The sequence below is a fragment of the Trueperella abortisuis genome, from assembly GCF_030811095.1.
In the GTDB taxonomy this organism is placed as follows: Bacteria; Actinomycetota; Actinomycetes; order Actinomycetales; family Actinomycetaceae; genus Trueperella; species Trueperella abortisuis.
Genome location: NZ_JAUSQL010000001.1, coordinates 555,492 through 570,278, shown reverse-complemented (window position 1 = coordinate 570,278; position 14,787 = coordinate 555,492). Strand labels below are relative to the sequence as shown.

General features: G+C 66.3%; 15 protein-coding genes. 10 read left to right on the top strand and 5 right to left on the bottom strand.

Features of this window, described 5'->3' with window-relative positions; genetic code table 11:
• Nucleotides 1–13: 13 nt before the first annotated feature.
• The 4 genes from J2S45_RS02410 to J2S45_RS02395 are packed head-to-tail and all read left to right on the top strand — an operon-like array spanning nucleotide 14 to nucleotide 3,052.
• Nucleotides 14–721, top strand: coding sequence for a glycosyltransferase family 2 protein (locus J2S45_RS02410; RefSeq protein WP_270974962.1), 708 nt, complete (start codon nucleotides 14–16; stop codon nucleotides 719–721).
• A 2-nt stretch (nucleotides 722–723) separates the two neighbouring features.
• Nucleotides 724–1,143 (top strand): DUF2304 domain-containing protein, encoded by a 420-nt coding sequence (locus J2S45_RS02405; protein ID WP_270974964.1) that lies wholly within the window; start codon nucleotides 724–726, stop codon nucleotides 1,141–1,143.
• On the top strand, nucleotides 1,140–2,135 hold the full coding sequence (gene rfbB / locus J2S45_RS02400; protein WP_307634433.1) for a dTDP-glucose 4,6-dehydratase: 996 nt from the start codon (nucleotides 1,140–1,142) through the stop codon (nucleotides 2,133–2,135). Before J2S45_RS02405 ends, rfbB begins: the two co-directional genes overlap by 4 nt.
• A complete protein-coding gene (locus tag J2S45_RS02395; protein WP_307634432.1) occupies nucleotides 2,135–3,052 on the top strand; it encodes a glycosyltransferase family 2 protein in 918 nt (305 codons plus the stop codon). The genes rfbB and J2S45_RS02395 overlap by 1 nt, the downstream gene beginning before the upstream one ends.
• Here the strand turns inward: J2S45_RS02395 and J2S45_RS02390 are convergent.
• Complete coding sequence (locus J2S45_RS02390; RefSeq protein ID WP_307634431.1) at nucleotides 3,049–3,909, bottom strand: glycosyltransferase family 2 protein; 861 nt, start codon at nucleotides 3,907–3,909, stop codon at nucleotides 3,049–3,051. The two genes, J2S45_RS02395 and J2S45_RS02390, sit on opposite strands and share 4 nt — an antisense overlap.
• 95 nt (nucleotides 3,910–4,004) lie before the next feature.
• Here J2S45_RS02390 and J2S45_RS02385 point away from each other — a divergent pair, with 95 nt between their 5' ends.
• From J2S45_RS02385 to J2S45_RS02375, 3 genes are read left to right on the top strand one after another with little or no spacing between them, the layout of a single operon-like run.
• A complete protein-coding gene (locus tag J2S45_RS02385; RefSeq protein WP_307634430.1) occupies nucleotides 4,005–5,183 on the top strand; it encodes an LCP family protein in 1,179 nt (392 codons plus the stop codon).
• Nucleotides 5,183–6,571 carry an LCP family protein gene (locus J2S45_RS02380; protein WP_307634429.1) on the top strand — a complete coding sequence of 463 codons (1,389 nt, stop codon included), beginning with the start codon at nucleotides 5,183–5,185 and terminating at the stop codon, nucleotides 6,569–6,571. Before J2S45_RS02385 ends, J2S45_RS02380 begins: the two co-directional genes overlap by 1 nt.
• Nucleotides 6,572–7,039, top strand: coding sequence for a GtrA family protein (locus J2S45_RS02375; RefSeq protein WP_296929364.1), 468 nt, complete (start codon nucleotides 6,572–6,574; stop codon nucleotides 7,037–7,039).
• A 24-nt stretch (nucleotides 7,040–7,063) separates the two neighbouring features.
• Here the strand turns inward: J2S45_RS02375 and J2S45_RS02370 are convergent, their stop codons facing one another.
• The 3 genes from J2S45_RS02370 to J2S45_RS02360 form a co-directional block, all read right to left on the bottom strand.
• On the bottom strand, nucleotides 7,064–8,380 hold the full coding sequence (locus J2S45_RS02370; protein ID WP_307634428.1) for a sensor histidine kinase: 1,317 nt from the start codon (nucleotides 8,378–8,380) through the stop codon (nucleotides 7,064–7,066).
• A gap of 3 nt (nucleotides 8,381–8,383) precedes the next feature.
• The gene (locus J2S45_RS02365; RefSeq protein WP_296929366.1) at nucleotides 8,384–9,061 is read right to left on the bottom strand and encodes a response regulator transcription factor; all 678 of its coding nucleotides are present in this window, start codon (nucleotides 9,059–9,061) and stop codon (nucleotides 8,384–8,386) included.
• A gap of 84 nt (nucleotides 9,062–9,145) precedes the next feature.
• Nucleotides 9,146–10,186 (bottom strand): adenylate/guanylate cyclase domain-containing protein, encoded by a 1,041-nt coding sequence (locus J2S45_RS02360; protein ID WP_270974976.1) that lies wholly within the window; start codon nucleotides 10,184–10,186, stop codon nucleotides 9,146–9,148.
• A gap of 329 nt (nucleotides 10,187–10,515) precedes the next feature.
• Between J2S45_RS02360 and J2S45_RS02355 the strand changes: the two genes are divergently transcribed.
• From J2S45_RS02355 to J2S45_RS02345, 3 genes are read left to right on the top strand one after another with little or no spacing between them, the layout of a single operon-like run.
• Nucleotides 10,516–12,198, top strand: a complete 1,683-nt coding sequence (locus tag J2S45_RS02355; RefSeq protein ID WP_307634427.1) for a DUF885 domain-containing protein — start codon at nucleotides 10,516–10,518, stop codon at nucleotides 12,196–12,198.
• On the top strand, nucleotides 12,195–12,818 hold the full coding sequence (locus J2S45_RS02350; protein WP_307634426.1) for a Maf family protein: 624 nt from the start codon (nucleotides 12,195–12,197) through the stop codon (nucleotides 12,816–12,818). The genes J2S45_RS02355 and J2S45_RS02350 overlap by 4 nt, the downstream gene beginning before the upstream one ends.
• Nucleotides 12,815–13,372, top strand: coding sequence for an NUDIX domain-containing protein (locus tag J2S45_RS02345; protein ID WP_307634425.1), 558 nt, complete (start codon nucleotides 12,815–12,817; stop codon nucleotides 13,370–13,372). The genes J2S45_RS02350 and J2S45_RS02345 overlap by 4 nt, the downstream gene beginning before the upstream one ends.
• A 12-nt stretch (nucleotides 13,373–13,384) precedes the next feature.
• Here J2S45_RS02345 and J2S45_RS02340 read toward each other — a convergent pair whose 3' ends face one another.
• The gene (locus tag J2S45_RS02340) at nucleotides 13,385–14,716 is read right to left on the bottom strand and encodes a citrate synthase (RefSeq protein WP_296929376.1); all 1,332 of its coding nucleotides are present in this window, start codon (nucleotides 14,714–14,716) and stop codon (nucleotides 13,385–13,387) included.
• Nucleotides 14,717–14,787 lie beyond the last annotated feature (71 nt).

Sequence of the window (14,787 nt, the reverse complement as noted above, 5' to 3'; positions counted from 1 at the left end):
AATAATATAGCCCATGCAAGACGCCGGTTTTCAGGACCTAGCGCGGGTGAGTTGGCTCGTGGTCCCCCTGTACAATGAGGCGACCGTCATCTACGACGTCGTACGCCACGCACGCGAGACCTTCCCCAACATCGTCTGCGTCAACGACGGTTCAAAAGACGACTCGGCCGCGCTGGCGCGGGCCGCGGGCGCCGTCGTCGTCGATCACCCCATCAACCTCGGCCAGGGCGCCGCGCTACAAACCGGGATCACGTGGGTGCTTACCTACACCGACGCCAAGTACCTCGTCACCTTCGACGCCGACGGCCAGCACCGCACCTGCGACGCCATGCGAATGATCGAGCGCGCCGAACGCGAGGACCTCGCCTTCGTACTCGGCTCACGCTTTTTGACTGGCGAGCACCAGGCCGGCTGGCTAAAGAAGCTCATCCTCTCCACCGCGGCGAAGGTCACCCGGGCACGCACCGGCATGAACCTGACCGACTCCCACAACGGCCTGCGCGTCCTGCGCCGCGACGCCGCCACCCGGCTCGACCTCACCATGCACCGCATGGCCCACGCCTCCCAGATCATCAACCAGCTCGCCTCCATGGGCCTGCCGTGGGCGGAAGAGCCTGTGACGATCGACTACACCGACTATTCTCGTTCTAAGGGCCAGAGCCTGCTCAACGGCGTCAACATCCTGACCGATATGATCTTTGCACCAAGAGAGAGTCGATAAACATGCTGATTCAGATCATTCTCCTCGCGGTTATCCTCGTGGCCGCCGCCTACCTCGTGCGCGGCACCCAGGATACGAAGAACGTGGCGCTACGGCGCCTGCTCCTGCTCGTGTTCGTCGCCCTCGCGGTTGCCACCATCCTCTTCCCGCAGATCACCACCAAGGTGGCACACTTCGTCGGCGTCGGGCGCGGGGTGGATCTGCTTCTCTACCTGACGATCATCGCCTTCCTGTCCTACTCGGTGGTCTCCTACCGGCGTATGGTCATCCTCGAAAACAGGCTTGTTGAGCTCGCCCGCGAACTCGCCGTGGCCCGCACCCACCCCGACACGCTTACCCGCGCGGGCGAATTCACGCCCACCACCAACCCCGCGGAGGCCATCCTCCACGGCGAAACCCTCAAGGAGGAGGAAGAAGAGTGAAGGTACTCGTCACCGGGGGCGCCGGCTTCATCGGCGCCAACTTCGTCAACTACACCGCATCCGAGATGCCCGACGCCGACGTCACGGTCATCGACAAGCTCACGTATGCCGGGAACAAGGATTCGATCGAGAAGCTCGGGGATGGGGTCAAGCTCGTCGAGGGCGACGTCTCCGACCCCGACGTCATCGACCCGCTCGTGGCCGACGCCGACGTCGTGGTCCACTTCGCCGCCGAGTCGCACAACGACAACTCGCTGCGCAATCCGTGGCCCTTCATCCAGTCCAACATCATCGGCACCTACCAGATCCTCGAGGCACTGCGCCGCCACGGCGGGCGCCTGCACCACGTCTCTACCGACGAGGTCTACGGAGACCTCGAGATCGGCGAGGATCGCAAGTTCAAGGCAGGCGATCCGTACATACCCTCATCCCCCTACTCCGCCTCCAAGGCGTCCTCGGACCACCTGGTGCGCGCGTGGGTGCGTTCCTTCGGAATCGAGGCCACCCTCTCGAACTGCTCGAACAACTACGGGCCCTACCAGCACATCGAGAAGTTCATCCCCCGCACGGTCACCAATTTGATTGACGGGGCCAAGCCGCGCGTGTACGGCACGGGCGAGCAGATCCGGGACTGGATCCACGTCCACGACCACAACACGGCCGTGTGGGACATCATCAACAAGGGCCGCATCGGGGAGACGTACCTGATCGGTGCGAATGGCGAAAAGACGAACCTGGAGGTCACGCAGCTGATCCTCGAGGAGTTCGGCTACGGACGCGACGACTTCGAGCACGTGGCCGACCGTCCCGGCCACGACCAGCGCTACGCGATCGACAACTCCCAACTGGTGGCCGAACTCGGCTGGCAGCCCACCTTCACCGACTTCCGCGACGGTCTGCGCGACACGATCTCCTGGTACAAGAACCACGAGGAGTGGTGGCGCCCCCAGAAGGCCGAGGTCGAGGCCAAGTACCGCAAGGCTGGCCAGTAGTGCACCCGGCCGCCGCGGCCGTCGTCGTCACCTATGGCCCGGATGCGCGCACCGGCGCCCTCATCGAGGCGTTGGGGCGCCAGTGCGCGGTGGTCGTGGTGGACAACGGCTCGGCGCCCGAAGCGCTCGAGCTGATCGACGACGCCGTGCGGGAGGCGGGAGCGCAGCTCATCGAGCTCGGCGCTAACACCGGGATCGCCCACGCCCAGAACGTGGGGATCCTGCGCGCCCGCGAGCTCGGCGCGCGCTACGTGCTGCTCTCCGACCAGGATTCCCTTCCGAGTGCGCGCATGGTCGCCACGCTTGTCGAGCGGCTGGACGCGGGCGCCGGGGACGCGGCGGGCGCCGGCGGCGCGCCGATCGGTGCCGCCGGTCCGTACATCGCCGAGAACAAGCCCGGCGGGGACGAGCTCGTCTACGTCGACCGGCGCTGGGGGCCGCGGCGCGCGAGCGCCCGCGAGCTGGCCGAGCCCACCCTCGACGCCGCCTTCCTGCTGGCCTCCGGTTGCCTCATTCCGATGTCGGTGCTGGAGGAGGTGGGCCCGATGAACGAGGCCTACTTCATCGACCACGTGGATCTTGAGTGGTGTCTGCGCGCCCGCAAGCGCGGATACCGGATGGTGGTGGACACGGCCGCGCGGCTGGAGCACTGCCTCGGGGACGAGACGGTGCGCCTGCCCGGGCGCGCCCAGCCCGTCCACGTCCACGGACCCATCCGCTGCTACTACCTGGCTCGCAACACGATCTTCCTGCTCCGCTCGGGGCTGTTGCCCTGGCGTTGGCAGGTCGGCTACGTGGTGTGGCTGGCCAAGTTCGCCGCCTTCCACTCCCTGCTCGCAGACCGCCGGGGCGAGCGCATCGCCCAGCTGGCCGCCGGCCTGCGCGACGGGTTGCTCGGCCGCGGCGGCCACCGCTAAGCCCGCTGCGCCCTCAGCTCCCGAGCCAGGCGCACGTTCAACCCCACTTTGATCGCCGCGCGGAGAGGGGCCTGCCAGGGCTCGGCGTAGACCTTGGACAGGTAACGGTAGGCCGACTCGTGGTGCTCGCGCATCATCGGCTCGGGACGCTCACGCCAGGACTTGCCCTGGTCGTGGACCGCCACGGCGTCGTGGACAAAGATCCTCTCCCAGCCGGCGCGTGCGAGGTCCTCCCCCAGCATCGTGTCCTCAAAGAACATGAAGAAGTCCGTATCGAAGCCACCCACGGCTTCGAAGGCCTCCCGGCGGACCAGCAGGCACGCGCCGGAGAGCCAGTCCACCGAGTGCGTGGAATCGGTGGCGCCGTTCGCGTGGTAGCGCTTCGTCCACGGGTTACCCGGCCACACCCGCCCAAATATCGCGTGCCCCGTGCCGGAAACCAGCCGCGGGAACTGCCGCACGGAAGGGTAGACCTCACCCTCGGGCGTCATGATCTTCGGGCCGAGGGCGCCCGCGCGCGGGTAGTTCGCCGCCACCGCGATCATGCGCTCCACGCTACCCGGCTCGAACCGGACATCGGGGTTGACGATGAGAAGCCACGGCCCCGCAAAGCCACGAGCGCCCAGGTTGTTGGCCTTGCCGTAGCCGAGGTTCGCCGCGGCGTCGATGACAGTGGCACGGGAGCGAGCCGCCTCCAGCGCTGGCGTGTATGAGCCGTTGTTCACCACCACGGTCTCAAAGGCCATCCCTCCCACGGCGGCGGGGAGCGAATCCAGCATGTCCGTCAGCTCGTCGTTAGGGTTGTACGCCACACACACCACGCGAATCTGGGGCGAACCCTGCTCGTTACCTGCCATGCCTCAACCTTAGTCAACGCCGAGGTCAGCGTTAAACTCGACGCACATCCTTCGGGCTGATGCCTCCCACGCACGCCGGCGGCTATGATCGACACATGGAATTCGCACCCGCCAAGCGCGGCCCATCACATCGCTCCCGGGCCGGGAGCGCCGTTCCCGTACTCCGTTGGGTGCTCCTCGTCCTCCTCGCACTCCTCCTGAGCGTCGGCACCGCGGTCGGCTACCTCTACCAGAACCTGCAGGGCAACATCAACGTGCACAACGTCGATCAGTTCTTCGATCCGGAGGAACGGCCCACCTCGCCGCCGCCTGCGGACGAGTCCGCGGGCAAGGCACTCAACATCCTCGTCCTCGGCTCGGACGTGCGCGCCGGAGATAGCGACGTTGACGGGGCGGGCGCCTCGGGCTACATCACGGGCATGCGCTCGGACACCGCGATGCTCATGCACATTTCGGCGGACCGCGAGCGCGTCGACGTCGTCTCGATCCCGCGCGACACGCTGGTGACGATCCCCTCCTGCATCCTCGCGGACGGCTCGCGCACCTACGAGCAGCACGACGCGATGTTCAACTCGGCCTTCCAGACGGGCGGTCAGCAGGGCGACGTCGCCGGCGCGGCCGCCTGTTCGATCCGCACGGTCGAGGAAATGTCGAACATCTACATCGACGGCTTTGTGGCGGTCGACTTCGCTTCCTTCCAGGACATCGTCAACACCCTCGGAGGCGTGGACATCTGCCTGTCAGAGCCGGCGAACGACGAGGCGGCCGGCCTCCACCTCGAGGCGGGATGCCAGGTCCTTGACGGCCAGCAGGCCCTCGCTCTGGCCCGGGCTCGTAAGTCGCTAGGCGACGGCTCCGACATCAGCCGTATCGGGCGCCAGCAGCAAATGGTCGAAGCGATCATGTCCAAGGCGCTTTCCCTCAATATCGTCTCGGATCTGCCCACACTGTACGGCGTGCTCAACGACGTCACCGAGAATATCGACGTCTCCCCCAGCCTCGGCTCCATCACCTACCTTGGCGGCCTCGCCTACTCCCTGCGCGGGCTGTCTTTGGACAACGTCCACTTCGTCACCATGCCGTTCATCCCGGAGGGCAACCGGGTTCGGCCGGCGCCTGCCGCCACAGACGTGTGGGAGGCCATCCGCAACGACCAGCCGCTGCCCGAGATCGCGGCAATGGGCAACACGGATAGCCCTATCATGAAGGGCACTGAGGAAGAGATCAACGCTTTCCAGCAGGCCATCGGCGGAGGCCTGCGGTTGGAGGATTGATGAGCCAGCCACCGTCTTTCGAGCCCCGCAATCGCCGCCAGCGCCCTTCCGTTGAGGGTGCCCGCCCGGTCGGCCAGAGCCGTGAGCAGGCCAGCCAGCCGCGTGCCGGCCAGGGCCGCCCCCTCCGCACCGACGCCGGTAAGTCCGCTCCTAGCGCGGGCGCGCCCCGGCGGCCCGTTCGTCGTTCAGCGTTTGCGAACAAGGCCAGGCCGGCCTCGTTTGCACCATCCTCCGGACCCGCCTCCGCGTCCGGGTCGGCCTCCGCGTCCGCCCCCGCACCCGCGGCCGAATCGGCGCGCCCGACGCAGGGCCCGGTCACGCCTCCCCCGTCCTATCTCCCCCAGGGCCAGTTTTCTGAAGGCCGGTACCGCGCGGACCAGGGCCGCGTGCAGTCAGTGGATCACCCGAACGTCGTCCAGCCCGGGTTACCCGAGCGTCCGGCTCGCCCGCGCAAAAAGCGCTCGTGGGGAAAGAGGATCCTGGCGCTGATCTTGGCGGTGCTCATCGCGATCCTCGCATGGGTCTTCTACCTCTACGGCTACGGCAACGACAAGCTCACCCACGCCTCCGCGCTCTCCGGCGCGCCGGACACGCCGGGAACCACCTACCTCATCGTCGGCTCCGACGAGCGCGGTGAGGCGGTCAACGATCCCACGGAGGGCCATCGCGCCGACACGATCATGCTCTTGCACAAGCCCGAGTCGGGCCCTGCGGCGCTCGTGTCCATCCCGCGCGACACGCTCGTCCACTATCCCGACTCCGACGCAAACGGCAAGCTCAACGGTGCATTTTCCTACGGCGGGGCGCAATACCTTGTCCAGACCGTCGAGGAGCTCACCGGCCTGACCATCGACCGTTACATTCAAATCGGCATGGACGGCGTCAAGGAGCTCACCGACGCGGTGGGCGGCGTAGAGCTTTGCCTCGACTACGACGTCTCCGACGAGTACTCCGGCCTCCAATGGACCGCCGGCTGCCACGTCGCGGACGGCACCACCGCCCTGTCTTTCTCCCGCATGCGCTACTCGGATCCGCTCGGCGACATCGGCCGCACCGAACGCCAGCGTCAGGTGGTGGCGAAGATCATCGACAAGGCGCTCTCTCCGGCCACCGTTCTCAACCCGTTTGCCCAGCGCCGCCTGGTCGGTTCGGTAGCCGAGACCCTCACGGTCGACGACGACGCCTCACTCATGGACGTCGGCTACGCCGGCCTCGCCCTCCGCGACACGATCGGCCCCGATGGGCTGAAGGGAGCGCCCCCAATCGCCTCGCTGAACTACCCCGGCCCGGGCGGATCCTCCACGGTTCTCCTGGCGGACGAGGCCGAACAATTCTGGATCGACCTGCGCGACGGCAGCCTCACCCCCGATTCCTTCGCGAGCTTCTAGATGCACGACCTTGTGGCCAAGCTCCTACGCGGTCAGACGTTGAGGCAGTGGCTGGTGGAGTTCATACAGTTTTGCACGGTCGGGCTGGGCTCGTACGTCGTGGACGTGGGCCTGTTTAACTTCCTCGCCTACTCCGGGGCGATCCACCTGCCGTGGGACGCGCCGATGGTGGCCAAGACCCTGTCCGTCTTCGTCTCGATCATCTTCTCGTGGGTGGTCAACAGGATGTGGACGTTCCACAACAAGTCTGATAAGAGCCGGGGGCGGGAGTTTGTTCTCTTCCTCGCGATCAACATCGGCGGCCTGCTCATCGCCCTCGGATGCCTCGGCTTCTCGCGATACATCCTCGGACTCGACTCTCAGCTCGCTGACAACATCTCGGCCAACATCGTCGGCCTCGTGCTCGGCACCGCGTTCCGCTACGTGTGCTACCGCTACCTCGTCTTTACCAAAGCACCGCAGTCCTAGTGGCCGGGCGCTCACGCCGAATTCTTAGCGCCGGCCGCGGCGCGCACCCACCGTCATGATCGCCCCGTGAGGCAGCACCTTGTTCGGGTCCAACGACTTCGGCAGGGCGGAGAGGGTCAGCGTGAACTCGGCCTTCTCTCGATTGGTCAGCTTCAGGCGCCCGCCGTCGATCTCGGCCAGCTCCTTCGCCACGGCCAAGCCGATGCCGGTCGATCCTCCCGTGGAAAAGCCCTTCTCGAAGATCTCCTCAGCGTCCTCGGCGGACACACCCGGCCCCTCGTCACGCACCTTGAAGATGACCGACTTGCCGGCCGCCGCGGCAGACACCGACGTCGTACCCGCGCCGTACTTCAGCGAGTTCTCCACAAGTGTGGCGAGGATCTGGGACAGCGATCCGGGGGTGGCCAGCACGGCGCCGTCGAAACCCTGGTCGAGCACGAGCTCGCGACCGGCGCGCTCGAACGGTTTCGTCCACTCGTCCCTGATCCGGGAAAACGCGCGCGAGACCGCGATCGCCTCCGTGGTGCCACCCGCCTCGGACTGGGAGGTGGCCATGAGCTCACTCACGACGCCGGTAAGTCGGTCGATCTGTTCGAGGGACTTGTGAACCTCCTCGATAATCTCCTCATCGTCGGTGAGGTATTCGATCTCCTCGATCCGCATCGACAGTGCCGCGAGGGGCGTGCGGAGCTGGTGGGCGGCATCGGCGGCGAACTGGCGCTCCTTGGCGAGCCTGCCCGCCATGCGGTCGGCGCTTCGGGCAATCTCGTCGCTGATGAGGTCGATCTCCTCGATCCCCGACTGGCGTATCTGGGGGCGTACGCGCCCCGCGCCCAGCTGCTCGGCTGCCGCCGCCAGATAGATGAGCGGCGCCGATATCTTGCGCGACTGCTTCATCGCGAGAGTCACTCCGGCCATGAAGGCCACGAGGATGAGCCCGATCGCGGCGGCCACCATGAGCGAGATTGTCTGGATGATGTCCGATCGTGGCACCGACGCCGTCACGAGCACGCCCGCCGCGTTAACCACCGACTGTTCGAGGGAGTTCTCAGGCGCCTTGGTGTCCGACTCCACCCGGGTGCCGTCCGGATAGTTCACCACGATGTGCGCGTTATCGGGCGTCCCGTTCGTGGCGAGCCGGGTCAGCAGCGCCTCCGAAATATACAGGTCGTCCGCCGCCATGCGGTCCACCACCGTGGAGGCGGCCGTGGCACGGTCGGACAGCTCCGTGTGAACCTGCTGCCACACGAGCGAGATGGCGAATAGCATTCCCGGCAGGCCCAAGATGAGGACGGCGACCGCAACGGCCGCCGTCGTCATCGTAATCGCGCGCCGCCGCATGGGTCAGACCTCGAAGCGGAAGCCCATTCCACGGACGGTGGTGATGTAGTGGGGATCGTTGACGTCGTCGCCCAGCTTTCGGCGTAGCCACGAGATGTGCATGTCGAGCTTCTTCGTGGAGGAATCCGCCTCGGTCCCCCACACCTCCAGCATCAGCTTGTCGCGTTCGACGACGTTGCCCGCGTCACGTAGCAACACGCGCAACAGTTCGAACTCCTTGCCCGTCAGCTGCAGCTCTCGCGAGCCGACGTAGGCACGGTGGGCGTCCACGTCCATCGAAACATCCTGGGCCTTGAGCGTATCCGAGCCATCCTCGCCCGTCACCGAGCGGCGCAGCAGCGCGCGCACGCGCGCCAGGAGCTCGGCCAGCCGGAAGGGCTTGGTCACATAGTCGTCCGCCCCGGCGTCGAGACCGACAACCATGTCCACCTCCTCCGAGCGGGCAGTCAGAATGAGGATCGGGAAGGTCTTAGACCGCGAACGCGCCGTGCGCGCCACGTCGAGGCCGTCCATGTCCGGCAGACCAAGATCGAGAACCACAAGGTCGATATGGCCGTCCATCTTTTCCAGGGCTCCCCGCCCCGTCTCCACCGCCTCGATGTCGTATCCCTCGCGTGAGAAGGCACGAACGAGAGGGGCCGAAATCGCTGCGTCATCTTCGACTAGCAAAATCTTTGTCAATTTTCCGTCCAATCGTGAAGTGAACCCCGTTGGGACTCAGCCTAGTAAAGAAACTTCCATGGCAAAAGTGGAACTATACAAGTTCTACTCCTGATCACGCATGACTGTGAGCCTGGCTGACTCGATAAAGCCAATTCCGCGTAGCTCGGATCCGATGTTCTCCTCCAACAGATACTTCTTCGGATCCAGGGCGCGCAACGCCTCCGCCGTGTCCCGATCAACCAGGATCGCACCCTCCGGCGCGATCGCGCACAGCCGCGAGGCGAGGTTGACGCTCGGGCCGAAGACGTCACCGAAACGGGATACGACCCCGCCCCACACGAGCGAGGCCCGCACCTCCGGCATGTTTGGCGTGGCGTGGAGCGCGTCGCGAATGGAGGACACCACCTTGGCGCCCGTCTTGAGGTCGTCAGCGATGTAGAGCACGGCGTCGCCCACCATCTTCACCACGCGCGCCCCGAGCCCGGAGATGACGTCGCGACAGGTGAACTCGAAGGTCTGGATGAAGTCGACCAGCTGGTGCGGGGAGAGCTGGCCCGAGCGGTCGGTGAAGGCCACAAGGTCCACGAAACCGAGCGCGCGAGAAAGGAGGATGACGTCATTGCCGGCACGCAGGTTTTCCAGCTCCACCTCGGTGCGGCGCAGGAAGGAGGCCAGGTGGCGCCGCCAAGCATATTTCATCTGGTAGATGAGAAACTCTTCGTAGTCGCCGATGTGGTCGAGCACCCAGTAGCGGGCGGAGAGTTCGTCGAGCCCGTGGCGCGCCTCGGCCTCCTCGACGAGGGCCTCGTATTGCCACAGGACGAGGCGGTCGGCCAGGTGGCTCTGCGCGCGCACGAGCGAGTTTTGTGTGTCCTCATCCGTGCGGCCCATCTCCACCATGTCCTGGTGGGCACGCATGACGTCGACGTCGTACTCGGTGAAGAGCCGCACGTCCGGATCCTGAATATAGGGAAAGCCCATGGCACGCCAAAAGCGACGCACGGAATCGGTGTCCATATTGGCCAATTCCGCCGCCTCGCGAAGCCGGTACTTTGCAGGTCCGTCCAACAGCCGGCGCACGTGCGCCTCGACCGTGGTTGGATTCTCGTCGGAGGACCCCGCATGTTCTGTGTTATGGGTCACATGCGCTAGCTTAGCAACTTTCATTCTCGTCCGCCAACAGCTTTCGCAACTTACTCAACTGGCACAATACTACCCGCATCGACGAGCCCTGTCTCACGCCAAACGACTAAACTGGCCATTCGGGCCCGACACAACTCATGAACCTGAGACCACCCAGGCCCATATAGCAACCGGCAGGTGGCCCACATCCTCAAGTGAACTGCCGAAGACAGGCCCGCGCCCGTCGCCGCAGGAGCCCCCGGCACCTGCTTCCAGCCCCATTGCCCGACACGCCCACGTCTCAAGCCCCGAACTACGCCCGAATTGAGAAGAGCCACTAGTGTGGAGTCATGACTGTCTCCCGACCTGTAACTGACATCGACAACCTGTCCAACCGCTACGTCTCCGATCTCCTCGATCGCACCCCCGAGCTGGTCACCGCGCTCGGCTTGGGGCGCGAGGACGACGGCGGATTCTCCGACTACTCCCCCGCGGGCTTGGCCGACCTCAACGACCTCAACGTCGCCACCCTACGCAAACTGAACGCGCTCGAGCCCGCCGACGACGTCGACCGCGTCACCAAGGCCGCCCTCGCCACAAGCCTGGAATCAGAGATCGACTACTTCGAGCGCGGGGAGGTGGGCGAGATCAACGTCATCGCCTCGCCACTGCAGTCGATTCAGGAGATCTACGACAACATGGCCCAGGACAGCGCCGCGGACTGGCAGCTCATCACGCGCCGTTTGGGTAACACCGCATCCGCCCTGCGTGGCTGGCAAGAAACCTTGCTGCGCCGCGCCCAGTCCGGCCCGCCCACGGCCACCAAGCAGGTCGAGCTCGCCATCGCACAGGCAGAGCACAAGGCCGGCTCCCGCTCTCCGCTGGCGGACCTCGCCGCGCGCGGAGGCGCGGCGCACCCCGAACTTGCCGACTCACTGCGCCAGGCGGCCGACTCGGCGCAACGGGCCTACGGCGAGCTCGCCGCCTTCCTGCGCGAGCAGATCCTGCCACACGGGGCCGCCAGCGAAGCCTTCGGCCGCGAGCGCTACGCCCCCCGCCTGCGCGAATCCACGGGCGCCACCCTCGACCTCGACGAGACCTACGAGTGGGGCCTGGAGGAGCTGGCCCGGATCGTGTCTGAGCAGGAGGAGATCGTCGCCGAGCTCTACGGCGCGGACGTGTCCATCCCCGAGGCGCTCGCCCGCCTCGACGCCGACCCGGCCTACCAGATTCACGGCACGGACGCGCTCAAGGCCTGGATGCAGGAGACCTCGGACCGTGCGCTTGACGACCTGCACGGCACACACTTCGACATCCCCACCCCGCTGCGCAAGCTGGAGTGCATGATCGCACCCTCGGGCACCGGCGCCATTTACTACACGGGCCCCTCGGATGATTTCTCCCGCGGCGGGCGCATGTGGTGGTCCGTCCCGGAGGGGACGGACGTGTTCCACACGTGGCAGGAGAAGACCACCGTCTACCACGAGGGTGTGCCCGGCCACCACCTGCAGGTGGGCATGGCAACCTACATGAAGGACTCGCTCAACGACTGGCGGCGCCACCTGTGCTGGAACTCCGGACATGGGGAAGGCTGGGCGCTCTACGCCGAGGGACTCATGGCTGAGCTCGGCTACCAGGACGAGCCCGCTTACCGCATGGGCGTGCTCGACTCCGAGCGCCTGCGCGCCACGCGCGTCGCCCTGGACATCGGATTCCACCTGGGCAAACCCTCCCCGAAGGGCTACGAGCACATCTCGCCGACCTGGACGCGAGAGGTGGCCTGGCAGTTCCTCCAGGACAACGTGGCCATGGACCGTTCCTTCCTCGCCTTCGAGCTCGATCGCTACCTCGGCTGGGCCGGGCAGGCGCCGTCGTACAAGATCGGGCACCGGATCTGGAAGCAGCTGCGCGCCGACGCCGCGGCCCGGGCGGCCGCCCGCGGCGAAGCGTTTTCGGTGAAGGACTGGCACATGCGGGCGCTCTCCATCGGCTCGGTCGGCCTCGACATCCTGCGCGACGCCCTGGCGGAATGATGCAGACCCTACTCCTTGCCTCCGCGTCACCCGCCCGAAAGGCTACACTCATCGCCGCCCACATCCCGCCCCTCGTTGCGGTGGCGGATGTGGACGAGGACGCCCTGCTCGCCGCCGCGAAGGCGCGCGGGCCGGTCAGCGCGGCCGAGCAAGTCCAGCTGCTCGCCGTCGCCAAGGCCAAGAAAGTCGCCGCCGAGCTTGACGCGGGCACCCAGCCCACCGTCATCGTCGGATGCGACTCCATGCTCGAGATGGACGGGCAGGTGGTCGGCAAGCCGCACACCCCCGAGGTCGCTCGCGAGCGCCTGCGCGCCATGCGCGGCAACGCCGGCGACCTCCACACCGGCCACTGCGTGATCGACGTGGCGAGCGGCAGGATGGCCGTGGCCACCTCCACCGCCACCGTCCACATCGCCCACCTCACCGACGCCGAGATCGAGGCCTACATCGGGACCGGGGAGCCGCTCGTGGTGGCGGGCTCCTTCACCATCGACGGCTACGGCGGGCCTTTCGTTGAGCGGATCGAGGGCGACCACCACGGCGTCGTCGGCATCTCCCTGCCGCTCCTGCGTGACTTGCTCGCCGAGCTCGGCCACGCGATCACGGACTTTTGGCAATGAGGAGAGCCGGGGACAGTTTCGTCGAGTGCCGCTGCGGGCAGCGGCACTGGGGGCTGTTCGGCGCGGCCGGCATCATGGCCTGGCGGCCCGGCGCACCGCGTAACGACGCCGGTCGCGCGGGTACGCCGAGCGGTCGCGAGGCGAGCGGCGAACCTGGCGCCGAGGGCGAACCTGGCGCCGAGGGAGAACCTGGCGCCGAGGGAGAAGTGCTCATGCAGTTGCGCGTGGACTGGTCCCACCACGGCGGCACGTGGGGCGTGCCGGGCGGCGCGATCGACGTGGGCGAGAGCCCGTGGGAGGGCGCGCTACGCGAGTTTTTCGAAGAGACCGGCATCCGCGAGCTCGAGCCGCCCAGCGGCCGCCACGTCCTCGCCCACCCCGACTGGAGCTACACCACGTTCGTGGCAAAGATCGCCGACCCGGGGGCCGACGTCGTTGCCAACCCCGAGTCGGCGGCGTTGCGGTGGGTAAAGGTCAGCCAGCTAGCCGACCTCAACCTCATCGCGCCCTTCCGGCAGGCGCTACCCGAGCTGCTGAGCTATCTTCCGGCGTAGCCGGACAGCGGGCTAGACGACGTAGTCCATGTTCTCGTCGAAGGCACGATCCTGCCTGGTACGCTCCGACATCTTCACCCAGTCCCGCTCGGTCTCGCCCACGTATACCTGGCGCGGGCGTCCGATCTTTTGGGTCGGATCGAGCACGAGTTCGCGGTACTGCGCGATCCATCCGGGTAGGCGGCCGAGGGCGAACAGCGGGGTGAACATCTTCGTGGGGAAGCCCATCGCCTTGTAGAGCAGGCCGGTGTAGAAGTCGACGTTCGGGTAGAGGTTGCGCTCGACGAAGTAGTCGTCCTCCAGCGCCGCCTGCTCGAGCTCCATCGCCATGTCGAACAGCTCCGTGTCGCCCTTGAGGCGGCCGAGGATGTCATCCGCCAGGCCCTTGACGATCTTCGCGCGCGGGTCGTAGCTCTTGTAGACGCGGTGGCCGAAGCCCATGAGCTTGACGTCGTTCGTCTTGTCCTTGACCTGCTGGACGAACTCCTTGATCGGGATGCCCGCCTCGCGGATATCGTCAAGCATGCGCAGCACCGCCTCGTTCGCACCGCCGTGGAGAGGGCCGGATAGTGCGCCCACGCCGGCCGCGACCGAGGCGTAGATGGAGGCCCGCGAGGAACCAACCAGCCGCACGGTCGACGTCGAGCAGTTCTGCTCGTGGTCGGCGTGCAGGATGAAGAGCTTGTCTAGGGCGTTGACGATGGTCGGGTCGACGTCGTGGGTCTGGTAAGGCAGGCCGAACGTCATGCGCAGGAAGTCCTCCGTGTAGGACTTGGAGGCGTCCGGGTAGATGAGCGGCAGGCCGGTAGCGCGCTTCGAGATGAACGCGATCATGGTGGGCACCTTGGCCAGCAGGAGGACGGAGGCGAGGTCGCGCTGCTCGGGATCGTTCGGGTCGAGCGTGCTCTCATAGTACGTTCCTAGGCCCGCGATTCCGGCCTGCAGGATCGACATGGGGTGTCCCGAGGACGGGAAGGCGGTGAAGAAGCTGCGGAAGTCCTCGTGGAGGAGGGTGTGCCTCTTGATGCGGCGCGTGAAGGACGCCAGCGAGGACGCGTCCGGCAGCTCGCCGTAGATGAGCAGGTAGGCGACCTCAAGGAAGGAGGCGCGCTCGGCCAACTGCTCGATTGGGTATCCGCGGTAGCGCAGGATGCCGTTGCCGCCGTCGATGTAGGTGATGGAGGATTCGCACGAGGCGGTGTTGGTGAAGCCTGGGTCCAGCGTCGTGGCCCCGGTTTGTCCGAGCATCTGGCCGATCTTGAAGCCGTCGTTGCCTTCGGTGGCGCTGACGCGCTCGAGTTCAACAGTGGTACCGTCGACCGTCAATTGCGCATTGTTAGACATCGGGTCTCCTTCGCGTTTCGTCCCGACGCCATTGCCGGGTAGGTACAAGTCACACTACCCGATCGAGAAGA